21 protein-coding genes and 1 tRNA gene are annotated in these 24,411 nt (G+C 74.1%); 3 read left to right on the forward strand and 19 right to left on the reverse strand.

Annotated features, from left to right (window positions below; translation table 11 throughout):
* Positions 1–19: 19 nt before the first annotated feature.
* A complete protein-coding gene (locus B9L22_RS11725) occupies positions 20–877 on the forward strand; it encodes a class I SAM-dependent methyltransferase (RefSeq protein ID WP_086150491.1) in 858 nt (285 codons plus the stop codon).
* A 10-nt stretch (positions 878–887) separates the two neighbouring features.
* Here the strand turns inward: B9L22_RS11725 and polA are convergent, their stop codons facing one another.
* Entirely contained in the window at positions 888–3,593 is a 2,706-nt protein-coding gene (polA, locus tag B9L22_RS11730; protein ID WP_086150492.1) for a DNA polymerase I, read from the reverse strand.
* A gap of 100 nt (positions 3,594–3,693) precedes the next feature.
* Between polA and B9L22_RS11735 the strand changes: the two genes are divergently transcribed.
* Complete coding sequence (locus tag B9L22_RS11735; protein WP_043651213.1) at positions 3,694–4,077, forward strand: hotdog fold thioesterase; 384 nt, start codon at positions 3,694–3,696, stop codon at positions 4,075–4,077.
* Positions 4,078–4,114: 37 nt separating this feature from the next.
* Here B9L22_RS11735 and B9L22_RS11740 read toward each other — a convergent pair whose 3' ends face one another.
* On the reverse strand, positions 4,115–4,780 hold the full coding sequence (locus B9L22_RS11740; protein ID WP_021482502.1) for a GNAT family N-acetyltransferase: 666 nt from the start codon (positions 4,778–4,780) through the stop codon (positions 4,115–4,117).
* A 235-nt stretch (positions 4,781–5,015) separates the two neighbouring features.
* The gene (locus B9L22_RS11745) at positions 5,016–5,636 is read right to left on the reverse strand and encodes an ANTAR domain-containing response regulator (RefSeq protein WP_044144409.1); all 621 of its coding nucleotides are present in this window, start codon (positions 5,634–5,636) and stop codon (positions 5,016–5,018) included.
* Between the two features lie 190 nt (positions 5,637–5,826).
* On the opposite strand from B9L22_RS11745, the gene B9L22_RS11750 reads away from it, so the two are divergent.
* Positions 5,827–5,900, forward strand: a tRNA-Leu gene (locus tag B9L22_RS11750).
* 33 nt (positions 5,901–5,933) lie between these two features.
* On the opposite strand, the gene B9L22_RS20055 is transcribed toward B9L22_RS11750, so the two are convergent.
* From B9L22_RS20055 to hisI, 16 genes are all read right to left on the reverse strand, one after another.
* Positions 5,934–6,758 (reverse strand): alpha/beta fold hydrolase, encoded by an 825-nt coding sequence (locus B9L22_RS20055; protein WP_158097198.1) that lies wholly within the window; start codon positions 6,756–6,758, stop codon positions 5,934–5,936.
* Between the two features lie 161 nt (positions 6,759–6,919).
* On the reverse strand, positions 6,920–7,276 hold the full coding sequence (locus B9L22_RS20060; RefSeq protein WP_158097199.1) for a hypothetical protein: 357 nt from the start codon (positions 7,274–7,276) through the stop codon (positions 6,920–6,922).
* Between the two features lie 58 nt (positions 7,277–7,334).
* On the reverse strand, positions 7,335–8,201 hold the full coding sequence (locus B9L22_RS11760) for a nucleotidyltransferase domain-containing protein (RefSeq protein ID WP_086150494.1): 867 nt from the start codon (positions 8,199–8,201) through the stop codon (positions 7,335–7,337).
* A 157-nt stretch (positions 8,202–8,358) separates the two neighbouring features.
* The gene (pyk, locus tag B9L22_RS11765; RefSeq protein ID WP_021480418.1) at positions 8,359–9,789 is read right to left on the reverse strand and encodes a pyruvate kinase; all 1,431 of its coding nucleotides are present in this window, start codon (positions 9,787–9,789) and stop codon (positions 8,359–8,361) included.
* A 112-nt stretch (positions 9,790–9,901) separates the two neighbouring features.
* On the reverse strand, positions 9,902–11,368 hold the full coding sequence (locus B9L22_RS11770) for a glutamate synthase subunit beta (protein ID WP_021480417.1): 1,467 nt from the start codon (positions 11,366–11,368) through the stop codon (positions 9,902–9,904).
* Positions 11,361–15,944, reverse strand: coding sequence for a glutamate synthase large subunit (gene gltB / locus B9L22_RS11775; protein ID WP_061267745.1), 4,584 nt, complete (start codon positions 15,942–15,944; stop codon positions 11,361–11,363). Before gltB ends, B9L22_RS11770 begins: the two co-directional genes overlap by 8 nt.
* Positions 15,945–16,082: 138 nt before the next feature.
* Positions 16,083–17,096 carry a prolipoprotein diacylglyceryl transferase gene (gene lgt / locus B9L22_RS11780; RefSeq protein WP_021480415.1) on the reverse strand — a complete coding sequence of 338 codons (1,014 nt, stop codon included), beginning with the start codon at positions 17,094–17,096 and terminating at the stop codon, positions 16,083–16,085.
* Complete coding sequence (trpA, locus tag B9L22_RS11785; protein ID WP_086150495.1) at positions 17,093–17,995, reverse strand: tryptophan synthase subunit alpha; 903 nt, start codon at positions 17,993–17,995, stop codon at positions 17,093–17,095. The genes lgt and trpA overlap by 4 nt, the downstream gene beginning before the upstream one ends.
* Positions 17,992–19,248, reverse strand: coding sequence for a tryptophan synthase subunit beta (trpB, locus tag B9L22_RS11790; protein WP_043651228.1), 1,257 nt, complete (start codon positions 19,246–19,248; stop codon positions 17,992–17,994). The genes trpA and trpB overlap by 4 nt, the downstream gene beginning before the upstream one ends.
* A 139-nt stretch (positions 19,249–19,387) precedes the next feature.
* Positions 19,388–20,200, reverse strand: a complete 813-nt coding sequence (gene trpC, locus B9L22_RS11795) for an indole-3-glycerol phosphate synthase TrpC (protein WP_043651188.1) — start codon at positions 20,198–20,200, stop codon at positions 19,388–19,390.
* Positions 20,201–20,386: 186 nt separating this feature from the next.
* Positions 20,387–20,818, reverse strand: a complete 432-nt coding sequence (locus B9L22_RS11800; protein ID WP_086150496.1) for a DUF2752 domain-containing protein — start codon at positions 20,816–20,818, stop codon at positions 20,387–20,389.
* Between the two features lie 12 nt (positions 20,819–20,830).
* Complete coding sequence (locus B9L22_RS11805) at positions 20,831–21,355, reverse strand: DUF4190 domain-containing protein (RefSeq protein ID WP_143317260.1); 525 nt, start codon at positions 21,353–21,355, stop codon at positions 20,831–20,833.
* Complete coding sequence (locus B9L22_RS11810) at positions 21,352–21,627, reverse strand: HGxxPAAW family protein (RefSeq protein ID WP_228075274.1); 276 nt, start codon at positions 21,625–21,627, stop codon at positions 21,352–21,354. The genes B9L22_RS11805 and B9L22_RS11810 overlap by 4 nt, the downstream gene beginning before the upstream one ends.
* Positions 21,628–21,713: 86 nt before the next feature.
* On the reverse strand, positions 21,714–22,355 hold the full coding sequence (locus B9L22_RS11815; RefSeq protein ID WP_086150498.1) for a Trp biosynthesis-associated membrane protein: 642 nt from the start codon (positions 22,353–22,355) through the stop codon (positions 21,714–21,716).
* Positions 22,352–23,929, reverse strand: coding sequence for an anthranilate synthase component I (locus B9L22_RS11820; RefSeq protein WP_086150499.1), 1,578 nt, complete (start codon positions 23,927–23,929; stop codon positions 22,352–22,354). The genes B9L22_RS11815 and B9L22_RS11820 overlap by 4 nt, the downstream gene beginning before the upstream one ends.
* Positions 23,926–24,393, reverse strand: a complete 468-nt coding sequence (hisI, locus tag B9L22_RS11825; protein WP_076404777.1) for a phosphoribosyl-AMP cyclohydrolase — start codon at positions 24,391–24,393, stop codon at positions 23,926–23,928. Before hisI ends, B9L22_RS11820 begins: the two co-directional genes overlap by 4 nt.
* Positions 24,394–24,411: the final 18 nt, after the last annotated feature.

Genomic DNA, 24,411 nt, shown 5'->3' on the forward strand with positions numbered 1-24,411 from the left:
GGACCGGGAGAATGGGGGCATGAGCGCGCCCTCCTCGCCCGAGCCGCCCGTCGTCGCGCCCTCCGGCGCGACCCCCGGTCCGACCGCCGACGCCGGCTACCGCGACGTGCCCGCGACCGAGGGCGGCCGCGCCGGCCGCGGGTGGTGGGACGCCAACGCGCAGGAGTACCTCCACGAGCACGGGACCTTCCTCGGCGCGGCGGACTTCTGCTGGTGCCCGGAGGGCCTGCGCGAGCGGGACGCGCGACTGCTCGGCGACGTCGCGGGACGCCGGGTGCTCGAGGTCGGCGCGGGCGCGGCACAGTGCTCGCGCTGGCTCGTCACGCAGGGGGCGGAGGTCGTCGCGACGGACGTGTCCGGCGGCATGCTCGCCGCGGGGGCGGCGCTGGACCGGGCGACGGGCGTGCGCGTCCCGGCCGTCCAGGCCGACGCGCGCCGGCTCCCGTTCGCCGACGCCACGTTCGACGTCGCGTTCACCTCGTTCGGCGCGATCCCGTTCGTGCCCGACGCGGCGGCCGTCCACCGCGAGGTGGCACGCGTGCTGCGGCCCGGCGGCACATGGACGTTCTCGGTGACGCACCCGACGAGGTGGGCGTTCCCCGACGACCCGAGCGAGCACGGGCTGACCGCGAACCGGTCCTACTTCGACCGCCGGCCCTACGTCGAGACCGACGCCGCCGGCCGTGTCGTCTACGCCGAGTACCACCGCACCCTGGGCGACCACGTGCGCGAGGTGGTCGCCGCCGGGCTGGAGCTGCGCGACGTCGTCGAGCCCGAGTGGCCCGCCGACAACACCGAGGTGTGGGGCGGCTGGGGACCGGTGCGCGGCGCCTACCTGCCCGGGACGGCGATCTTCCGCACGCGCGTCCCGGGCTGACGCGCCCGGGTCAGTGACCCGCCTCGTGCCACGTGGCGCCGACGCCGACCGAGACGTCGAGCGGCACGTCGAGGTCCGCCGCCGCACCCATCTGCGTGCGCAGCACCTCCTCGACGGCGTCGCGCTCGCCCGGGGCCACCTCGACCACGAGCTCGTCGTGCACCTGGAGGAGCAGCCGTGAGCGCAGCCCGCGCTCGTCGATCGCGCGCTGCACGTTGAGCATCGCGACCTTGATGATGTCGGCCGCGCTGCCCTGGATGGGCGCGTTGAGGGCCATGCGCTCCGCCATCTGGCGGCGCTGCCGGTTGTCGCTCGTGAGGTCGGGCAGGTACCGGCGGCGCCCGAGGATGGTCGCCGTGTAGCCCGTGGCCCGCGCCTCGTCGACGACGCCCGTGAGGTAGTCGCGCACGCCGCCGAAGCGCTCGAAGTAGTCGTCCATGAGCTTCTGGGCCTCGCCCACCTCGATGGTGAGCTGCTGCGAGAGCCCGAACGCCGACAGCCCGTACGCGAGGCCGTAGGACATCGCCTTGATCTTCGAGCGCATCGCGGGCGTGACCTCGGCAGCCGGGACCTCGAACACGCGCGACCCGACGTAGGAGTGCAGGTCCTCCCCGGACCGGAACGCCTCGATGAGGCCCTCGTCGCCCGAGAGGTGCGCCATGATGCGCATCTCGATCTGGCTGTAGTCGGCCGTCATGAGCGTCTCGTAGCCCTCGCCGACGACGAACGCGCGCCGGATGCGCCGGCCCGCCTCGGTGCGGATCGGGATGTTCTGGAGGTTCGGCTCGGTCGAGCTGAGCCGGCCCGTCGCCGCGATCGTCTGCTGGAACGTCGTGTGGATGCGGCCGTCGTCGGCGACGGACTTCAGCAGCCCCTCGACCGTCTGGCGCAGCCGCGACGCGTCGCGGTGGGCGAGCAGGTGCTCGAGGAACGGGTGCTGCGTCTTGACGAAGAGGTCCGCGAGCGCCGACGCGTCGGTCGTGTAGCCCGTCTTGATCTTCTTCGTCTTGGGCATCCCGAGCTGGTCGAACAGCACCTCCTGGAGCTGCTTCGGGGAGCCGAGGTTCACCTCGCGCCCGATGACGGCGTAGGCCTCCGACGCGGCGGTCGCGACGAGGTCGCCGAAGTGCTGCTCGAGCTCGCGCAGGTACGTGACGTCCGCCGCGATGCCGCGCTGCTCCATGCGCGCGAGCACCTGGGACAACGGCAGCTCGAGGTCGGCGAGGAGCGTCGTGGCCCCCCGGTCCTCGAGCTCGCCCGCGAGGACCTCGCCGAGCTGGGCGACGGCGAGCGCGCGCACCGCGTCGCGCTCCTGCTCGCCGCTGCCGTCGAGCGAGAGGTCGAGCGCGCCCTGCGCGTCGTTGCCCGCCTCCGTGTCCGGGCGGAGCTCGCGGTGCAGGTGCCGCACGACGAGGTCGCCCAGGTCGTAGCCGCGCTGGTCGGGGTGGCACAGGTACGCGGCGAGCTCGGTGTCGAACGTGACGCCCGCGAGGTCGTAGCCGCGCGCCGCGAGCTCGTGCCAGGCCGACTTCGCGCCGTGCACGACCTTGGGCCGCTCCGGGTCGGCGAGCCACGCGGCGAGCGCCTCGTCGTCGGCGCCCGCGACGTCGGCGAGCTCGAGCGCGACGGCCGCCCCGGCGTCGTCGGACACCGCGAGGCCCCACGCGTCCCCGCCGCCCGGCACGGCCTTGCCGGCCACCTCGACGCCCAGCGGGCGCGTGCCGTGCTCGGCCAGCCAGGCGCCCAGGCCCCCCGGCAGGACGTCGGCGAGCGCGACGTCGAACCCCGCCTCGGCCTCGACCTCGCCCTCGGGGGCGATCGCGAAGAGCCGGTCGCGCAGGGCGCGGAACTCCAGGGCGTCGAGGACGCGGTGGGCGGCCTCGCGGTCCCAGGGACGGGTCGCGAGGTCGTCGGGGCCGACGGGCAGCTCGAGGTCGCGCAGGAGCGCGTTGAGCTGCCGGTTGAGGCGGACCTGGTCGAGGTGCGCCCGGAGGTTCTCCCCCGCCTTGCCCTTGATCTCGTCCGCGTGGTCCAGCAGGCCGTCCAGGTCGCCGTAGGCCGTGATCCACTTGGCGGCCGTCTTGGGGCCGACGCCCGGGATGCCCGGCAGGTTGTCGGACGTCTCGCCGACGAGGGCGGCGAGGTCCGGGTAGCGCTCGGGCGGCACGCCGTACTTCTCGACGACGGCGGCGCTGTCCATGCGCGCGAGCTCCGAGACGCCCTTCTTCGGGTAGAGCACCGTGACGTCCGGGCCGACGAGCTGGAACGAGTCCCGGTCCCCCGAGCAGACGAGCACCTCCATCCCGGCGGCGGCGCCCTGCGTCGCGAGGGTCGCGAAGATGTCGTCGGCCTCGTAGCCCTCGCGCTCGAGCGTCGGGATGTGCAGCGTCTCCAGGATCTCCTTGATGAGCGGCACCTGGCCCCGGAACGGCTCGGGGGTGGACTCCCGCGTGCCCTTGTAGCTGGGCAGGATCTCGGTACGGAAGGACTGGCGCCCGGCGTCGAACGCGACGGCGACGTGCGTGGGCTCCTCGTCCCGCAGGAGGTTGATGAGCATCGAGGTGAACCCGTAGACCGCGTTCGTGTGCTGCCCCGTGGTCGTCGAGAAGTTCTCCGCCGGGAGCGCGAAGAACGCGCGGTAGGCCATGGAGTGTCCGTCGATGAGCAGGAGGCGAGGTCGCGCGGAGGTCGTCACGGGTGCCAACCTATCGCCCATGACCCACACGCACGGTTCCGACCAGAACGCCGCCCCGACCGGGACGCCGTCCCCCGCCACGCCGTCGACACCCGACGCCCCGCGCCACGCCTACGAGGCGATGGGCCTGCGCACCGAGGGGACGCTCATCGAGCGCATGGGCATCGAGCTGGGCGAGGTGGGGGCCGACCGCGTCACCGCACGCATGCCCGTGGCGGGCAACACGCAGCCCGCGGGGCTGCTGCACGGGGGCGCGTCCGTCGTCCTCGCCGAGACGCTGGGGTCCATCGCCGCGCAGCTGCACGGCGGGCCCGGGCGCGCGGCCGTGGGCATCGAGGTGAACGCGACGCACCACCGGGGCGTGCGCGACGGCTGGGTGCACGGCGAGGCGGTCGCGGTGCACCGCGGGCGCACGACGGCGAGCTACGAGATCGTCGTGTCCGACGACGAGGGTCGCCGCGTGTGCACGGCGCGCCTCACGTGCATGATCCTCGCGCAGGGCTGACCGGGGCGACGCCGGTCGCAGGGCGCGGGAGACCGGCTCAGCCGGGCAGGGTCTCGCGCGTGTCGGCCGGCGTCACCACGCCCGCACGGCTGTTGTACTCGGCCTGGAACTCGCGCAGGTCGACCGGCCCCGACATCGTCTCGGTGCGGGCGCGCCGACGGCGCGCGATGAGGTCCTCGAGCGAGCGCGTGCCCCGGCGTGCCGGGGTGAGGTCGGCCGCGAGCCGGCGCTGCAGGACCGCCGTCGAGACGACGCGGTGCCCGGCCACGGGGCCGAAGCCCAGTCGCGCGAGGAAGCGCTGCACGCCGCGGGAACCGGGGATGGGCACGGAGTAGACGTGCGTCGCGCCGGACGACGCGGCGAGCTCGGCCGTCGCGCTGAGGAGCGCGTGGCCCACGCCGCGGCGCCGGGCGTCCTCCCCCACGTACACCGCCTCGACGTACAGGCTCGGCTCGTCCGCGAACAGGTGCGGGTCGAGCACGCGGGCCAGGACGAACCCGACGGGGCGGCCGTCGTGCAGGGCGACGAGCACGTTGCCGCCGGGCAGGGTGAGCAGCACCGACAGGTGCCGAACCAGACGGTCCTCGTCGGGCGCGCAGATCTGCGCCCCGGACGCCGACTCGCGGCGTGCCTCCGAGCACAGCACAGCGATCCCCGGCAGGTCGTCACCGACCGCGGGCCTGACCTCCACTGCTGGGCGCACTGCGCTCCTCCTCGTTCGCACCGTGGGACCGGCGGCGGCACCGAGGGACGTGGGGCGTGAGAAGGTCCACGTCGCTCGGACAGCACCGTCGGCCGTCGACATGAGCACTACGTGGCGACCGTGTTCACCGCCCCGGAACTGCTGGACGCCAGTCCAAGACGATAGCCCGCCCGGAGCCCCGTGACAAAGGTCCTGATCAGGACCCCCGCGCGGCGCACCGGGCGCGGCGGGCGGCTCAGGCGCCGCCCACCTGCTCGATGACGGCGTCCGCGACCTCGCGCATGGTGAGGCGGCGGTCCATCGACGTCTTCTGGATCCAGCGGAACGACTCCGGCTCGGACAGGCCCATCTTCGTCATGAGCAGGCCCTTCGCGCGGTCGACGCGCTTGCGCGTCTCGAAGCGCTCCGCGAGGTCGGCCACCTCGGACTCGAGGGCCGAGATCTGCGAGTAGCGCGAGATCGCGATCTCGACCGCAGGCAGCAGGTCCGCCGGCGTGAACGGCTTGACGACGTACGCCATGGCGCCGGCGTCGCGCGCCCGCTCGACGAGCTCCGCCTGCGAGAACGCCGTGAGCAGGACGACCGGGGCGGCGTGCGCCTTGCCGATCTGCTCCGCCGCGGAGATGCCGTCGAGCTCGGGCATCTTCACGTCCATGACCACGACGTCGGGCTTGAGCTCGAGCGCCAGCTTCACCGCCGTCGCGCCGTCGCCGGCCTCACCGACGACGTCGAACCCGGCGTCCCGCAGCGTCTCGACGACGTCGAGACGGATCAGGGCCTCGTCCTCCGCGACGACGGCGCGGCGCGCGGCGCGACCCGACGGAGCGGGGGTGGCGGCGGGCTCGGGCTCGATCATCGGGGGCAGGTCGAGCGGCTGCTTGTCCTCGGGCTGCGCTGTCTGGTCACTCACGGGACTCATCGTAGTGCGCCGCACCGGGTGCCGCCCCCGCGTTTCACCCTCCGAGGAGTGTGATTCTCGTGAAGGCGCGCGCGTGTGGTTCGATGGTGCCCGCGCGGCGGAGCCTGGCTGGGCCCCTCCGCGCGCGGCCCCGGTAGCCCAACCGGCAGAGGCGTTCGGCTCAAACCCGATCCAGTGTGGGTTCGAATCCCACCCGGGGCACCCCTCATCTCGGCAGGCGTACGGTGCTCGACGTCACGGCTCCTCGCGGTCGAGGAAGTCCCGCGTCGTCGTGACGAAGGACTCGACGCTGGAGTACGGCAGCCCGTGCGGAGCCCCCGGGACCGTGACGAGCCGCCCGTCGGGCAGCGCGTCGACGAGTCGGCGGGCCCACGTCCCCGAGACGAGCGGGTCGCGGTCCCCGACGACCACGAGGACGGGCTGCGTGATGCTCTGCACCAGGTGGCTGACCTCGGCGCGGCGCGCCTGCTTCAGGGCCCGTACCGCCGCGACCGGACCGGCGCGCAGGTAGTCCACGACGGCGATCGGCAGCAGCGACCACCTCTCGCGCGGGCTGTCGAGGAGCAGGCGCCACGCGCTCTGCCACCACCGGGGGTGCTCCGGGTCCCGGGAGGGGCCGACGAGGACGACCCGCCGGACCAGGTCGGGCCGCTCCGCGGCGAGATGACTGACGATCTGGCAGCCCAACGAGTGCCCGACGACGTCCGCGCCCGTCATGTCGAGCCCGTCCATCCAGCGGGCCACGACGTCCGCCATCTCGGCCATCGACGGCAGGTGGGGCGGGCGGCCGCTGCGCCCGACGCCCGGCAGGTCCAGGGCGGCGGTGCGGCGGTCCGTCCCGAGCCGGCGGACGCCCGGCTCCAGGTACCGGGTCGACAGCGCGAGCCCGTGCACGAGGACCACGTCCGCGGGTACGGCACGGCCCTCCGGGCGGTCCGCCCGGTCCGGCTCCGCGACGACGGAGTACACCCGCACCCCGTCGATCAGGTCGTACCGCTCCTGGAGGGCCGGAAGGACCGTGCTCCCCGAGGAGCGCCCGCGCCGGTGCGCTCGGGGCACGACGGACCTCGCTCTCCCACCGTCGACCGGTGGTTGGATGGTCAGCACCGAGCGGACGCCGAGCGCTGGGCCACCAGGGTAGAGGGCGAGGACGAGCGGCGCCGCAGGGCTCGGGACGGCGCGGAGGGGCGACGGGCCCCACGCGCGCGGACCGACGCCGTCTAGAGCTCGGGCCGCGCCGTGTCCAGCACGACCGCCTCGCGCGCGGCCTCCCGGGCGGCGGCGCTCGCGTCGCGCGCCGCCTGCCGGGCGATCGCCTCGTCGCCGAGGAGAGCGGCGGAGTGCGCGACGGTCGCGGACGTCAGCGCGTCCTGGGCGCTGCGTTCGGCGGCCTCCGCCACCTGCTGGACCTGCTCGCACACGGTGGCGGCCGCCTCCGCGGTCTCGCGCGCGTCGCGGCGCGCGACGAGCGCGCGGAAGGTCGCCTCGCGCGCGGCGGCCGCCGCGCCGTCGGCGTCGGGGTCGCTCGCCGCCGCGTACAGGTCCTGGTCGACGTCCTCGATCTGCTCGCTGGTCACCCACGTGAGGGTAGGGCCGACCCGCCGTGCTCGCTCGAGCGAGGCGCGCGCCCGTCGGTCACCGCCGCTCCCCCGACGCGACGCCCGGCGCGCCCGCAGCCGCCGTCGACCGCGACCCGGCCGGGCCGTACCGCGCGACCGCCGACCGGAAGAACTCCCCCGCCACCGAGCGAGCGGTCAGGCCCTCGGCCCCCGCCACCGTCACGGCCGCCGTGGCGGCGGCGAGCTCGTCGTCGACGAACCGGCGCAGCACGGCCGGGACGGGGCCCGCGCCCATCTCGCGAGAGACCGCCTTGAGCGCGACGAGCCCGGACGCCTCCTGCACCACCGCGCTCGGTGCCTCGCCCTCGTCGAGCAGCGCCGCGAGGCGCATGGGCGGGACGGCGTCCGGCCGCACGCGCAGCCAGCGCAGCGTCGCGGCCGGGCGCAGGACGTAGAAGAGCTTCTTGAGCGGCACGTCGTCCGCCGTCCACCAGCGCTCCCGCTGGCCGAGCGCGACGTGCAGGTAGTGGCGCCGCACGGCGTCGCGGTCGACGACCTGCTCGGCGAGCGCGAGCAGGTCCGCACGGAACGCGGGGTCGCCGCGGTAGACGATCGGCGAGCGCAGCCACTCCAGCAGCGTCGCGTTCCCGCGCACGAGCAGCCGCACGGCCTTGACGAGGTCCCACCCGTTGACGTCCAGCACCGCGTCGAGCGGCGTCTCGACGACGTCGCGCCGCGGCCAGGGGTCGAGGTAGTCGGCCTCCGGGCGCACGTACACGAAGCGGCAGTCGTAGTCCGAGTCCGGCGACGGGAATCCCCACGCCCGGCTGCCGCTCTCCACCGCGAGCGGGATCGCGACGCCCTCGTCGCGCACGACGGCGTCCAGCCGCGCGTCGACCCGACGCACGACCGCGGGGTCCAGGGACGCAGACACGGCTCGCATCCCGCGAGGGTAGGGGCGCGCCGGGGGCCGTGTCGCGGGCTTTCCCGAGCCCGCAGGACGACCGACGGCGGCGCCCCCGCGCAGGGGGCGCCGCCGTCGGGCAGCACGAGCGCCCGTGGCGGGCGCGCGGCGTCAGCTCCGGTGAGAGCCCCGGACGTCAGTTCCGGGTGTCGGAGTGGTCGCCGATCTTGTGCACGAGGATCGAGTTCGTCGTGCCCGGCTGGCCCACGGGGGCGCCGGAGACGACGACCACGAGGTCGCCGACCTCGGCGAGGCCGTTGGCCTGCAGGGTCGTGTCGACCTGGCCGACCATCGCGTCGGTGTTCTCCACCTCGGGCACCTGGTACGTCTGGGTGCCCCACGTGAGCGACAGGACGTTGCGCACGTGCTCGCGCGGCGTGAACGCGAGCAGCGGGATGGACGAGCGCAGGCGCGACATGCGGCGCGCCGAGTCGCCCGACTGCGTGAACGTCGCGAGATACTTCGCACCGAGGATCTCGCCGATCTCGGCCGCCGCGCGCGTGATGGCGCCACCGCGGGTGTGCGGCGTCGAGCCGAGCGGCGCGATCCGCTCGCGGCCCGCCTCCTCCGTCGCCTCGATGATCCGGGCCATCGTCTGGACCGTGAGGATCGGGTACTCGCCCACGCTCGTCTCGCCCGAGAGCATGACCGCGTCGGCGCCGTCGAGGACGGCGTTGGCGCAGTCGGACGCCTCGGCGCGCGTCGGGCGCGGCGAGTTCGTCATGGACTCGAGCACCTGCGTGGCGACGATGACGGGCTTCGCGTTGCGACGCGCGAGCTCGACGATGCGCTTCTGGACGAGCGGCACCTGCTCCAGCGGGAGCTCGACCGCGAGGTCGCCGCGGGCGACCATGACGCCGTCGAACGCGTCGACGATCTCGGCGAGGTTCTCGACGGCCTGCGGCTTCTCGATCTTCGCGACGACGGGGACCGTGCGGCCCTCCTCGTCCATGATCCGCTTGACGTCCTCGAAGTCCTTCGCGGACCGCACGAACGACAGCGCGATGATGTCCGCGCCGAGCGCGAGGGCCCAGCGCAGGTCGTCCTGGTCCTTCTCGGAGAGCGCCGGCACGGAGACCGCGACACCCGGGAGGTTCAGGCCCTTGTTGTTCGACACCGGGCCGGCGACCTCGACGCGCGTGACGACGCGCGGGCCCTCGACGGCGGTGACGCGGACGAGCACCTTGCCGTCGTCGATGAGGATCGGGTCGCCGACGCGGGCGTCGCCCGGCAGGCCCTTGTGCGTCGTGGAGACGAGCTCCTTGGTCCCGACGACGTCCTCGGTCGTGATCGTGAAGGTGTCACCCTCCTCGAGCCAGTGCTTCTCGTCGCCCGCGAAGCGGCCCAGACGGATCTTCGGCCCCTGGAGGTCGACGAGGACGGCCACGGAGCGGCCCGACTCGGCGGCGGCCTCGCGCACGCCGTGGTAGACGGCCGCGTGCTCCTCGGCGCTGCCGTGGCTGCGGTTGATCCGCGCCACGTCCATGCCCGCGTCGACGAGCGCGCGGAGCTGCTCCTTCGACTCGGTCGCGGGTCCGATGGTGCAGACGATCTTTGCTCTGCGCATATCTCCAGCCTCTAGTCTTCCGACCGGCCAGGAGCCGGTCGTCGCGGGGTGCCCCTCCCTAGGATGCCCCGCTCATCGTCCCGGCGCCGGACATCCGACGTCGGGGTGCACGTCAAGCGCGCAAGGACACGGTGTTCGCGCGCACGGGCGCGGGCAGCTCGGTCCCTCCCTGAAGGTAGGCGTCGACGGATGCCGCCGCCGCCCGCCCCTCGGCGATCGCCCACACGATCAACGACTGCCCACGACCGGCGTCGCCGGCCACGAAGACCCCGGGCAGCGACGACGCGAAGTCGTCGCCGCGCGCCACGAGGCCGCGCCCCGTGAGGTCCGCGCCCGTCTGGGTCGTGAGGGCAGCCGTCTCCGGTCCGGTGAAGCCCATCGCGACGAGCACGAGGTCCGCGGGGATCTCGCGCTCGGTGCCCTCCTTGGGCACGCGACGGCCGTCGGGCAGGTACTCGGTCTCCGCGACGCGCAGCGCGCGCACGGCCCCGTTCTCGTCGCCGAGGAACGCGACGGTCGACGCGAGGAACTCGCGCTCGCCGCCCTCCTCGTGGGACGAGGACACCTCGAACACGATCGGGTCGGTCGGCCACGGCTGGGTCGCGGACCGCTCGAGCGGCGGCTGCTTGCCGATCGCGAGCGTCGTGACGCTCGCCGCGCCCTGGCGCAGCGAGGTGCCGAGGCAGTCCGAGCCCGTGTCGCCGCCACCGATGACGATGACGTGCTTGCCCGTGGCCGTGATCTGGCCGGGCACCTCGTGCCCCGCCACGACCGCGTTCGCCTGGTGCAGGAAGTCCATCGCGAAGTGGATGCCGCCGAGCTCGCGCCCGGGCACCGACAGGTCGCGCGGCACCGTCGCACCGGTCGCGACCACGACGGCGTCGTACCGCGCCCGCAGGTCGTCCCACGTGATGTCGACGCCGATCTCGACGCCGGGGCGGAACCGCGTGCCCTCGGCCTCCATCTGTGCGACGCGGCGGTCGATGTGGTGCTTCTCGAGCTTGAAGTCGGGGATGCCGTAGCGCAGCAGGCCCCCGACGGCGTCGTCGCGCTCGTACACCGCGACGGTGTGCCCGGCGCGCGTGAGCTGCTGCGCGGCGGCGAGCCCGGCGGGGCCGGACCCGACGACCGCGACCGTGAAGCCGGTGAGCCGCTGCGGCACCTGGGGCGTGACGTACCCGCGCTCGAACGCCTCGTCGATGATCGAGACCTCGACGTTCTTGATCGTCACGGGCGGCTGGTTGATGCCGAGCACGCAGCTCGACTCGCACGGCGCCGGGCACACGCGACCGGTGAACTCCGGGAAGTTGTTCGTCTCGTGGAGGCGGTCGATCGCGTCGGCCCACTGCTCGCGGTAGACGAGGTCGTTCCACTCGGGGATGAGGTTCCCGAGCGGGCAGCCCTGGTGGCAGAACGGGATGCCGCAGTCCATGCAGCGACCCGCCTGCTCCTTGAGGAACGGCTGGCCCTCCTCGAGGTGCGCGTGCACGTCCTTCCAGTCCCGCAGGCGCACGGCCACCGGGCGGTTCGGCGGGAGCTCGCGCTCCCGCACCTTCAGGAATCCGCGGGGGTCAGCCACGGGCCACCTCCAAGATCTGGTCCCACACGCCGGGCGCGGCCGGGTCGAGACCGGCCGACTCGGCCTTCTCGAGCGCCGAGCGCATGCGGGCGAAGTCGGTCGGCAGGACGCGCGTGAAGCGCTGCACCGCCGTGGCGAAGTCCTCGAGCAGCTCGGCCGCGAGCGGCGAGCCGGTCTCCTCGTGGTGACGGCGGACGAGCCGCTCGACGAGCGCGACCTCGGCGTCCTCGAGCGGGCTCAGCCCGAGCTCGCCGGTCGCGAGCGCGCTCGTGTTCACGGCGCTCTCGCGCAGGTCGAGCACGTACGCGGTGCCGCCGGACATGCCGGCGCCGAAGTTGCGTCCGGTCGGGCCCAGCACGACGACCGTGCCGCCCGTCATGTACTCGCACCCGTGGTCGCCCACGCCCTCGACGACGAGCGTCGCGCCCGAGTTGCGGACGCCGAAGCGCTCGCCGACGCGGCCGCGCAGGAAGATCTCGCCCGACGTCGCGCCGTAGCCGATGACGTTCCCGGCGACGACGTTGCTCGACCCGGTGAGGACCGCGTTGCGGTCCGGCCGCACGACGATCCGCCCGCCCGACAGGCCCTTGCCGACGTAGTCGTTCGCGTCCCCGAAGAGGCGCAGCGTGACGCCGCGCGGGAGGAAGGCCCCGAGCGACTGGCCGGCGGACCCCGTGAGGGTCACGTCGATCGTGTCGTCCGGCAGGCCCTCGCCGCGGAAGCGCTTGGTCACCTCGTGGCCGAGCATCGTGCCGACCGTGCGGTTGACGTTGCGGACCGGCAGCGAGATCCGCACCGGCTCGCGCCGCTCCAGCGCGTCCTCGGCCAGCGCGACGAGCTGGTTGTCGAGCGCCTTCTCCAGGCCGTGGTCCTGCGTCGTCGTGTTCCGCAGCGACGCGCCCTCGACGGGGACGGGCTTCTCGAGGATGGGCGCGAGGTCGAGACCCTGCGCCTTCCAGTGGTCGATCGCCTGGCGCGTGTCGAGGTACTCGACGTGGCCGATCGCCTCCTCGATGCTCCGGAACCCGAGGCGCGCCAGGTACTCGCGCACCTCCTCCGCGATGAACTCGAAGAAGTTCACGACGAACTCCGGCTTGCCCGTGAACCGGGCCCGCAGCTCCGGGTTCTGCGTCGCGACGCCCACCGGGCACGTGTCCAGGTGGCACACGCGCATCATGACGCAGCCCGAGACGACCATCGGCGCGGTTGCGAAGCCGAACTCCTCGGCCCCGAGCAGCGCGGCCACGACGACGTCGCGCCCGGTCTTCATCTGCCCGTCGACCTGCACGACGATGCGGTCGCGCAGGTTGTTGAGCACGAGGGTCTGCTGCGTCTCGGCGAGGCCGATCTCCCACGGCGTGCCCGCGTGCTTGAGGGACGTCAGCGGGCTCGCGCCCGTACCGCCGTCGTGGCCCGAGATGAGGACGACGTCCGCGTGCGCCTTGGACACGCCCGTCGCGACCGTGCCGACGCCGAACTCGGAGACGAGCTTGACGTGGACGCGCGCCGCCGGGTTCGCGTTCTTCGCGTCGTGGATGAGCTGCGCAAGGTCCTCGATCGAGTAGATGTCGTGGTGCGGTGGCGGCGAGATGAGGCCGACGCCCGGCGTGGAGTGCCGGGTCTTCGCGACCCACGGGTACACCTTGTGGCCCGGGAGCTGACCGCCCTCGCCGGGCTTGGCGCCCTGGGCGAGCTTGATCTGGATGTCGTCCGCGTTCGTCAGGTACTCGCTCGTGACGCCGAAGCGGCCCGACGCGATCTGCTTGACCTTCGAGCGACGCTCCGGGTCGTACAGGCGCTCCGGGTCCTCGCCGCCCTCGCCCGTGTTCGACCGACCGCCGAGGCGGTTCATCGCGATCGCGAGGGTCTCGTGCGCCTCGGCCGAGATGGAGCCGTAGGACATCGCGCCGGTGTTGAAGCGCTTGACGATCTCGCTCACGGGCTCGACCTCGTCGAGCGGCACGGCGGGGCGCTCGCCCTCGCGCAGCTCGAGGAGACCGCGCAGCGTCATGAGCCGCGAGGACTGCTCGTCCACGCGGTGCGTGTACTCGCGGAAGATGTCGAACCGGCGCTCGCGCGTCGAGTGCTGGAGGCGGAACACCGTCTCCGGGTCGAACAGGTGCTCCTCGCTGTCACGGCGCCACTGGTACTCGCCGCCCGTGGTGAGGCGGACGTGCGGCCGGTGGTTGCCGGAGCGCGGGTAGGCGTCCACGTGGCGCGCCGCGACCTCGGCCGCGACGACGTCGAGACCGATGCCGCTGAGGCGCGACGTCGTGCCCGTGAAGAACGCCTGCACGAGGTCGTGCGAGAGACCCACGGCCTCGAAGACCTGGGCGCCGCGGTAGGAGGAGATGGTCGAGATGCCCATCTTGCTCATGACCTTGAGGACGCCCTTGCCGAGGCCCTTGATGAGGTTCGCGACGGCCTTGGCCGGGTCGACCGCGAGGTAGCCGCGGCGTGCGAGGTCCTCGACGGTCTCCATCGCGAGGTAGGGGTTCACCGCGGCGGCGCCGTAGCCGATGAGGAGCGCGACGTGGTGCACCTCGCGCACGTCCCCCGCCTCGACGACGAGCGACACCTGCGTGCGCGTGTGGCGCCGCAGGAGGTGGTGGTGCACCGCGCTCGACAGCAGGAGCGACGGGATCGGCGCGTGCTCGGCGTCCGAGTCGCGGTCCGACAGCACGATGAAGCTCGCGCCGGCGGCGACGTGCGCGTCGACCTCGGCGAAGATCTCCTCGAGCCGCGCGAGCAGCGACTCGCCGCCGCCTGCCACGCGGTACAGGCCCTTGATCGTCACGGCGCGGAAGACGCCCGCGAGGTTCGGGTCCTTGTCGACGCGGATGATCTTCGCGAGCTGGTCGTTGTCGAGCACCGGGAACGGCAGCATGAGCTTGCGCGCGTGCTCCGGGGTGTCGACGAGCAGGTTCGGCTCGGGGCCGATCGCCCCGCCGATCGACGTGACGAGCTCCTCGCGGATCGCGTCCAGCGGCGGGTTCGTGACCTGCGCGAACATCTGCGTGAAGTAGTCGAAGAGCAGGCGCGGGCGCTTCGCGAGGACGGCGATGGGCGTGTCCGTGCCCATGGCGCCGAGGGGCTCGGCGCCCGTGTTGGCCATCGGGGTGAGGATGACCTTGAGCTCCTCCTGCGTGTACCCGAAGGCACGCTGGCGGCGCTCGACCGACGCGGGGCTGTGCGCGACGTGCTCGCGCTCGGGGAGCTGGTCGAGGTAGACCGCGTTCTCCGCGACCCACCGCGCGTACGGGCGCTGCGCCGCGAGCTGGGACTTGATCTCCTCGTCCTCGATGATCCGGCCCTGGCCGGTGTCGACGAGGAACATGCGGCCCGGCTCGAGACGGCCCTTGCGGACGATCGTCGCGGGGTCGAGGTCGAGGACGCCCGCCTCGCTCGCGAGCACGACGAGGCCGTCCTCGGTGACCCAGTAGCGCCCGGGGCGCAGGCCGTTGCGGTCGAGGACCGCGCCGATGAGGGTGCCGTCGGTGAAGTTGAGGCACGCGGGGCCGTCCCACGGCTCCATGAGCGTCGAGTGGTACTCGTAGAACGCGCGCAGGTCCGGGTCCATCTCGGCGTGGTTCTCCCACGCCTCCGGGACCATCATGAGCACGGCGTGCGGCAGCGAGCGGCCCGACAGGTGCAGCAGCTCCAGCACCTCGTCGAAGCTCGCCGAGTCGCTCGAGCCGTCGGAGCAGACCGGGAGCAGCGGCGCGAGGTCGCCGAGGGCGTCGCTCGCGAGCGTGCCCTCGCGCGCGGCCATCCAGTTCCGGTTGCCGCGCACCGTGTTGATCTCGCCGTTGTGCGCGATCATCCGGAACGGCTGCGCGAGCGGCCAGGACGGGAACGTGTTCGTCGAGAACCGCGAGTGGACGAGCGCGATCTCGCTCGCGTACCGCGGGTCGGAGAGGTCCGGGAAGAACGGCTCGAGCTGCGCCGTCGTGAGCATGCCCTTGTAGGTGAGCGTGCGCGCCGACAGCGACGCGAAGAAGAGACCGAGCTCGTTCTCCGCGCGCTTGCGCAGGCGGTAGGTCCGACGGTCGAGGTCGACGCCGGCCAGCTCGCGCGACGGGTCGGCCACGACGACCTGACGGAACAGCGGCATCGAGGCGCGCGCGCTCGGGCCCACGAGGTCGGCCGTCACGGGGACGTCGCGCCAGGCGAGGACCTCGAGCTTCTCCTCGGCGGCGATCGCCTCGACCGCGCGGGCCGTGGTCGCGGCCGCCTCGGGGTCCTGCGGGAGGAACGCCATGCCGATCGCGTAGTGCCCGGCGGGCGGGAGTTCGGCGTCGACCACGTCGCGCACGAAGGCGTCGGGGATCTGCGTGAGGATCCCCGCGCCGTCGCCGCTGTTCTCCTCGGCGCCCACCGCGCCGCGGTGGTCCAGGTTGAGCAGGGCCGTGAGCCCCGCGTCCACGATGTCGCGTCCGGGCGTGCCGCGGAGCGTCGCCACGAAGGCGACGCCGCACGCGTCGTGCTCGGCGGCGGGGTCGTACAGACCGGATGCCGTGGGAGGGGCGGACAGGGCGGGTGCCCGGTGCGCGTCCCGATACTGCGGCGTGGTCATCAACACCGTCCTCACAGGCGCCCGACCGAGACGGCCGGGCTGGTTCCAGCTGGGGGGTTCGGGACGTCGTCGGCCCTGGTGGACATGACGGAACCACCGGGCGGTCGCCCGGCGGATTCGCCGTTGAGTGACGGAGGCTCAGCGACCGGGGTCTGGTCGCGCGGCATCTGCCTGCTCGGACTCCTCCGAGTCGTCGGAGTCCGCGGTCTTCTCGGGGTCCGCGGCGTCGGTCGACTCCTCGACCGGCTCCGTGGGCTCCGTGGCGGGCGCCTCGCCCGGCGCGTCGAGGGACACCGTCTCCTCGCGCCCGGGGTGGCGACGCCCGACAACGATAAACGCTACCAACGCACCGACACCGACCAGGATCGAGGTCCAGACGTTCAGCCGGAGACCGAGGACGAGCTCGGCCTCGTCGATGCGCAGCATCTCGATCCACACCCGACCGAGCGTGTAGACGAAGACGTAGAGCCAGAATACCCGACCATGACCGAGCCGGAACCGACGGTCCAGGTAGATCAGGAGCAGGGCAGCGGCGATGTTCCAGACCATCTCGTAGAGGAACGTCGGGTGGAACAGCGTGCCCGGCGGGTAGCCGGCCGCGGCGGCGACCGAGTCGTCGACCCGCAGGCCCCACGGCAGCGTCGTGGGCGAGCCGAACAGCTCCTGGTTGAACCAGTTGCCGAGGCGGCCGACGGCCTGCGCGAGGAGCAGCCCCGGGGCGAGCGCGTCCGCGAACGCCGGGAAGCTCACGCGCTGGCGCCGGCACCCGATGTACGCGCCCACCGCGCCGAGCGCGACCGCGCCCCAGATGCCGAGGCCGCCCTCCCACACGTACAGCGCGCGGACGGGGTCCCCGTTCGGGCCCCAGTACGGGTCGGGCGTCGAGAAGACGTGGTAGAGCCGCCCGCCGACGATCCCGAACGGGACCGCCCAGAACGCGATCTCCAGGACGTCGTCGGCCTCTCCCCCGCGCGCGACCCAGCGGCGGCGCGTGAGCCACAGCGCGACGCCGATCCCGGCGAGGATCGCGAGCGCGTAGGCGCGGAGGGGGAACGGCCCGAGGTACCAGGTGTGCTGGGGCGGGCTCGGGATCGCCGCGGGCAGGGCGCCCGCGGCCTCCACGAGCTGCCCGACGGCGAGCGCGGCGCTCATGCGACCACCCCGCCGGGCGCCGTCGTGCCGGGCTGCTCCCGGCGGGCGGACCGCACCCCGGCGGCCAGCGAGGCGGCGACCGTGCGGAGCGCGGCGAGCCGCTCGTCCCACGGGGCGTCGCCCAGCAGGGGCCGGACGAACGCCGAGCCGACGATGACGCCGTCGGCGTAGCGCGCGACCTCCGCGGCCTGCTCGGCCGTGGACACGCCGAGGCCGACGCACACGAGCTCGGCGCCCGCCGCGCGCGTGTCGGCGACGAGCCGCGCGGCCTGGGGCCCGACGGCGGCGCGCACGCCCGTGACGCCCATCGTCGAGGCCGCGTAGACGAAGCCGCGCGACGCCCGCGCCGTGAGCCGGAGGCGCTCCGGCGTCGAGCTCGGCGCGACGAGGAACACGCGGTCGAGACCGTGCGCCTCGGCGGCGTCCAGCCACGCGCGGCCCTCGTCGGGGACGAGGTCGGCCGTGATGAGCCCGGCTCCCCCGGCCGCCGCGAGGTCGCGCGCGAACGTGTCGACGCCGTAGCGCAGCACGGGGTTCCAGTACGTCATGACGAGCACCGGCACGCGCCCGCCCGTGCGCTCGGTGACGGCCGCGACGACGCGGAAGACGTCCGCGACGCGCGCGCCGCCGTCGAGCGCCGCCTGGGCCGCGGCCTGGATGACCGGGCCGTCCATGACGGGGTCCGTGTACGGGATACCGAGCTCGAGCACGTCCACGCCCGAGTCCACGAGCGCGAGCGCCGCCTCGACGGAGCGCTCGACGGTCGGGAAGCCGACGGGCAGGTAGCCGACGAGCCCCGCGCGGCCCTCCGCGCGCAGCTCGAGCAGGCGGCGGGCGGTGGCCGACGCCGTCCCCGGCGTCGACGCCCCGGGTGCGTCCTGGGTCTGGGCGGCGCTCACAGCTGTCCCTCCGTGCCCGTCGCCGTCTCGGCGATCGCGTCGTCGTCCACGAGGTCGAACCACCGGGCGGCGGTCGCCACGTCCTTGTCCCCGCGCCCCGAGAGGTTCACGAGGATCACGTGGTCGGTGCGGCCCGCGGCCGCGGCCTCGCGCCCGATCCGCAGCGCACCCGCGAGGGCGTGGGCCGACTCGATCGCGGGGATGATCCCCTCGGTGCGGCACAGCAGCCGGAACGCGTCCATCGCCTCGGCGTCGGTCACGGGCAGGTACGTCGCGCGGCCGAGGTCGTGGAGCCACGAGTGGGCCGGCCCGACGCTCGGGTAGTCGAGACCCGCCGACACCGAGTGGCTCGGCAGGGTCTGGCCGTCCTCGTCCTGGAGGAGGTACGAGCGCGCGCCGTGCAGGACGCCCGGCGCGCCGCCGCTGAAGCGGGCCGCGTGGCGGCCCGTCTCGATGCCCTCGCCCCCGGCCTCGAAGCCGAAGAGCTCGACGCCCTCGTCGTCGAGGAAGGCGTTGAAGAGCCCGAGCGCGTTCGAGCCGCCGCCCACGCACGCGGCGAGCGCGTCGGGCAGGCGCCCGATGCGGTCGAGGATCTGCGTGCGCGCCTCCTCGCCGATGACGCGGTGGAACTCGCGCACCATCTCGGGGAACGGGTGGGGCCCGGTCACGGTGCCGAGCAGGTAGTGCGTCGTGTCGACGTTGGCGACCCAGTCGCGCAGCGCCTCGTTGATCGCGTCCTTGAGGGTGCGCTGGCCGATCGTCACGGGGACGACCTCGGCGCCGAGGAGGCGCATGCGCGCGACGTTCAGCGCCTGGCGCCGCGTGTCCTCCTCGCCCATGTACACGACGCACTCGAGGTCGAGCAGGGCCGCGGCGGTCGCCGTCGCGACGCCGTGCTGGCCGGCGCCCGTCTCGGCGATCACGCGCTTCTTGCCCATGCGCTTGACGAGCAGCGCCTGGCCGAGGACGTTGTTGATCTTGTGCGAGCCGGTGTGGTTGAGGTCCTCGCGCTTGAGGAACACGCGCGAGGCGCCGGCGTGCTCCGCGAAGCGGGGCACCTCGGTGAGCGGGCTCGGGCGGCCGGTGTACTCGCGCTGCAGGCGCGCGAGCTCGGTGACGAACGCCGGGTCGTCGAGCGCCTTGCGGTACTCGGTCTCGAGCTCGTCGAGCGCGGCGACGAGCGCCTCGGGCACGTAGCGCCCGCCGAACTCGCCGAAGTAGGGACCCTCCTGGGTCGCGAGGGAGCGCGTCAGGTCGGCGCGGACGGAGTGCGCGCCGCTCGGAGGGGTGGTCGATGGTGTCGAGTCGGGCACGGGGCCGGTCCTCCTGCGTGGTGGGGTGTGCTGGGCCGGGGCGCGGCGCCTGCGACGTGACGGACGGTGCCGTCGTGCCTCAGGGCCGCACGGACCACAGCGACGGGTGCGACCCGGCCGCGACGAGGTCGGCGACGGACGAGCGCGGCGCGTCGTCGGTCACGAGCGCCTCGCCGACCAGCACGGCGTGCGCGCCGGAGCGGGCGTAGTCCATGACGTCGTGCGGCCCGCGCACGCCGGACTCGGCCACGCGGACGACCTCGTCGGGGATCGCGGGCGCGAGGCGCGCGAAGGTCGTGCGGTCGACGTCGAGCGTCTTGAGGTCGCGCGAGTTCACGCCGACGACCCGCGCCCCGGCGTCGAGCGCGCGCGTCACCTCGTCGAGCGTGTGGACCTCGACGAGCGCGGTCATGCCGAGCGAGTGCACGCGCTCGACGAGCGACGTGAGCACCGTCTGCTCGAGCGCGGCGACGATGAGGAGCACGATGTCCGCGCCGTGGGCGCGCGCCTCCCACACCTGGTACGGCGTCACGACGAAGTCCTTGCGCAGCACCGGGACGTCGACCCGCGCCCGGACGGCGTCGAGGTCGGCGAGGCTCCCGTTGAACCGCCGCTGCTCGGTGAGCACCGAGATCGCGGCCGCGCCGCCCTTCTCGTACTCCCCCGCGAGCTCGGCCGGGTCGGAGATGGACGCGAGCGCGCCCTTGCTGGGGCTCGACCGCTTCACCTCGGCGATGACGGCCACGGCGTCGTCCGCCTTGAGGCGGCTCACGCACTCGAGCGCACCGGGGACGCGGGCGGCTCGTTCCTTGAGCTCGTCGAGCGAGGTCGTCGCCTGGCGTGCCGCGAGGTCCTCGCGCACACCCGCGACGATGTCGTCCAGCACCGTCATCGTCCCACCACTCCCCGTGTCGTCCCGCCCCCTGCCGGGCCGGTCGGCCGGCGTGCACCCACAGGTTCGGGCCGACCCGTTGACAGGGAGGTACCTGCCATCGTAGAGCCGCCCCCGAGTGACGATGACCACGGCCCAGCCCCCGAGACGCGCGCGGCGCGGCCGGTCGCGGTCACGGCCGCCGGCTCAGGCAGCCACCGGGCCGAGCCACGGGACCAGGGCGGGCACGTTGCGCAGCACCCCGAAGAGCACGAGCACGGCGAGCGACGTCCACGCCACCCCCGCGGGCACGCGCGGCGCGGGGCGCCCGCGCCAGGCACGGACGAGCCACAGGCCCCACAGCACGACGAGCAGCGGCGCGACGACGACCCACAGCGGGTTCATGGACCAGGCCGCGGCCAGGTCGAGGTGCACGAGGTCGTGCGTGGCCCGCAGGCCGCCGCACCCGGGGCACGCGAGGCCCGTCAGGGCGAGCAGCGGGCACGTGACGTAGTGGCCCGGGCGGTTCGGGTCGACGGCGCCCACGTACACCGTCGCGGCGGCGACGAGCGCACCCACGGCGAGCGGCGCCACGGCCTCGCGCGGCACCAGCCGTCGGCGCACCGCCTCGGACGTCACGTGACCGCCCCGTCAGTACTGGTCGGGGATCGTGCCGACCCAGGCGAGGACGGCGGGGAAGAACACCAGCAGGAGCAGCAGACCGATCGCGGAGAGGCCGATCGCGACCCAGCCGAGGATGATCCCTGCCGTCGCCATGCCGTCGTTGTCCGCCTGGCCCTCCGCGACGGCACGCTTCGCCGCGTTGCCCACGATGATCGCGGGGATGCCCGTGAAGAAGCCGCAGCTGAGCACGAACGCGGCGATGCCCAGGACGAGCGACCAGATCGCGAGGTTGTTCTTGGGGTAGTACGGCGGCGGCGCGTACGCGCCGGCCGGGTACTGCTGGCCCGGGTACGGCTGACCGGGGTACTGCTGGCCGGGGTACTGCTGGCCCGGGTACGGCTGGCCGGGCTGCTGCTGACCGGGGTAGCCCTGGTCAGGACCCTGCGGGCCGGGGTGCTGCGCGCCGCCGGGCACCGACGAGCCGTACGGCGCCTGCGACCCGTCCTGCGGGGGCGTGGCGTCGTGCGGGCCCGGTCCCGGCGGCTGCGTCACCGCGCGTCCTGCTTCTTCTGCCCGTAGCCCATGTTGCGGAGCACGAGGCCACCGACGAGCGCCACGGCCACGACGCCCATGCCGACCCAGAACAGCCAGACGGCGGCGACCACGACACCGATCGCGGCCACGAGGGCGCCGACCATGATGCCGATCATGGTGAACCACGCGGCGACGGTGTGGCCGTGGTTCGTGGGCGGTGCCGCGGGCGGCAGGTAGGCGATCTCGGTGGTCTGCTGGTTCTCGGCCATGAGGGTCGTGCCTTTCGTCAAGATGTGGTCAGAGCCTATCGGACCGGGCCGGGGCCCGTCCCGTCGCGGGACGTCGGCGGACGTCGCGTGGGACACGTCCGCGCTGCTCAGCGGTCCGTGGGGTCCTCGCCGCGGGAGAGCGCGTCCCACGCGTCGTGGTCGGAGACGTCCTCGGCGTCGGCGGGACCCGCCGCGCCCGCGACCTCGGGGGTCCCGTCCGCGGGCGTGCCGGCTGCCGTCGCGGGCGTCGCCCCGGCCCGCTCGTGCCGCGTCGAGGCGCTCGCCCACGACCGCGCTCCGAGCGCCACCCACACCACGACGAGCACGGTGAGCACGCCGAGCACGGCCGCCACCCAGGGCGCCGCGGTGAGCTCGACCGGTGCGGTCAGCTCCGTCACGCCCGTCGCCTCGGCCACCGCCGACCGGGCGGTCGGCTCCGGGTCGATCGCGACGCTCAGCGCCGACACCGTCGCGACGACGCCGCTCGCCGCCGCGACCGCCAGGACGACCCACCGGCCGACCCGTCCCACGAGGCCGAGCGCGAGCGCGGCCGCGACGAGCACGAGCGCGGCCGCGCTCACGCCGGGTGCGGCCGACGTGCCGGCCACCGCGACGTCGACCTGCGGGTCGAGCGCGGTGGCCCCCGTCGTGCGCAGCCACGTGGGCACGGCCGCCGCGAGGGTCGCGCCCCCGAGGAGCAGCAGGACCCAGATGGCCGTGCGGCGGGCCGGGCCGCCCGGGCGGCTCACGCGAGCCCCCGCAGCCGTGCCGCGACCTGCACGGCGCGGACCGCCGCGGCCGCCTTGTTGCGCGACTCCGCGTACTCGAGCGCCGGCACGGAGTCGGCGACGATCCCGCCCCCGGCCTGGACGCTCGCGCGCCCGTCGCGGATCAGCGCCGTGCGGATGGCGATCGCCATGTCCATGTTCCCGTCGAAGTCGAAGTACCCGGCCGTCCCACCGTAGATCCCGCGCGAGGCGGGCTCGAGCTCGTCGATGAGGGCGATCGCGCGCGGCTTGGGCGCGCCCGAGAGCGTCCCCGCGGGGAACGTGGCCCGGAAGGCGTCGAGCGCGGTCGCGCCGTCGCGCAGCGTGCCGACGACCGTCGAGCACAGGTGCATGATGTGGCTGAACCGCTTGGTCGCCATGAACTCCACGACCTCGACCGACGTCGGCTCGCAGACCTTGACGAGATCGTTGCGCGAGAGGTCGACGAGCATGATGTGCTCCGCGAGCTCCTTGGGGTCCTCGCGCAGCTCCTCCCCGAGCGCGACGTCCTCCTCGGGCGTCGCGCCGCGCGGCCGCGAGCCCGCGATGGGGAACGTCGTGACCCGCCCGTCCTCGACCTTCACCAGCGTCTCCGGGCTCGACCCGACGACCGCGAAGTCACGCCCGTCCGCGTCCGTGAGCTGGAAGTAGTACATGTACGGGCTCGGGTTGATCGTGCGCAGCGCCCGGTAGACGTCCAGCGGGTCCGCCGGGCAGTCGAGGTCCAGGCGCTGCGAGAGGACGACCTGGAAGACCTCGCCCTCGCGGATCGCGTCCTTGCCCGCCACGACGGACGCCTCGAACGCGTCGCGCGTCGAGCGGAACTCGAGCTCGGGCTCGACGGCGTCCGCGGCCACGACCGACGCGACGTGCGCACCGCCCGCGACGAGGCGCGCCTGCATCGCGTCCAGGCGCCGCACCGCGTCGGCGTACGCCTCGTCGACCCGCTCGTCCGTGTCGTCGAAGTTGATCGCGTTCGCCACGAGCCACACGCTGCCCTCCGCGTGGTCGACGACCGCGAGGTCCGTCGCGAGGCACAGCGTGAGCTCCGGGACGCCCAGCTCGTCGGGCGCGTGCGCGGGCAGCGTCGGCTCCCAGTGCCGGATGACGTCCCACCCGATCGCCCCGGCGAGCCCGCCCGTGAGCGGCGGGAGGCCGTCGACCGCGGGCGTGCGCAGCACGCCGAGCGTCGCCTCCAGCACCTCGACCACGTCGCCCTCGCGCGGGACGCCCGCGGGCACGTCGCCCGACCAGACCGCCCGGCCGTCGCGCGCCGTGAGGGTCGCGCGGGACGCGACGCCGACGAACGAGTACCGGGCCCAGCGCCCGTCCGACTCCGCGGACTCCAGCACGAAGGTGCCCGGCCGACCCTGCGCGAGGGTGCGGTAGAGCCCGACGGGCGTGACGTCGTCGGCCAGGAGGCGCCGCACGACCGGGACGACCCGGCGGGAGCGGGCGAGCGCGCGGAAGCCGTCGAGCACGGGCCACGTCGTGCCCCACGCGGGACCGCCCGCAGGGACGGTGGTGGTGCCGGCCGGGTCGACGGTCGTGCTCACTGGTTCTCCTCCTCGGGGTCCGGTCCGACGGCGGGCGCGGCCCCGGCGTCCGGGGCACCGGGCGCGGACGGCAGCTCGCCGACGACGGCGCCCAGGTCTCCCCCGGCCTCGAAGCACGTGCGGGTGCCCGTGTGGCACGCGGCGCCGACCTGGTGCACGCGCACGAGGAGCGCGTCCCCGTCGCAGTCGAGCGCGACCGAGCGCACCACCTGGACGTGGCCCGACGTGTCGCCCTTGCGCCAGTACTCCTGGCGCGACCGGCTCCAGAACGTCACCCGGCCGGTGGTCAGGGTGCGGTGGAGCGCCTCGTCGTCCATCCAGCCGAGCATGAGCACCTCACCGGTGTCGTGCTGCTGGACGATCGCGGCGACCAGTCCGGCGTCGTCGCGCTTGAGCCGCGCGGCGACCTCGGGGTCGAGCGCGGACGGGGTCGTGGTCTGCGGGCCGGTCGTGGAGTCGGGCACCCGAGAATCCTGCCAGAC

Source organism: Cellulosimicrobium sp. KWT-B, from assembly GCF_002127155.1.
GTDB lineage: Bacteria > Actinomycetota > Actinomycetes > Actinomycetales > Cellulomonadaceae > Cellulosimicrobium > Cellulosimicrobium funkei.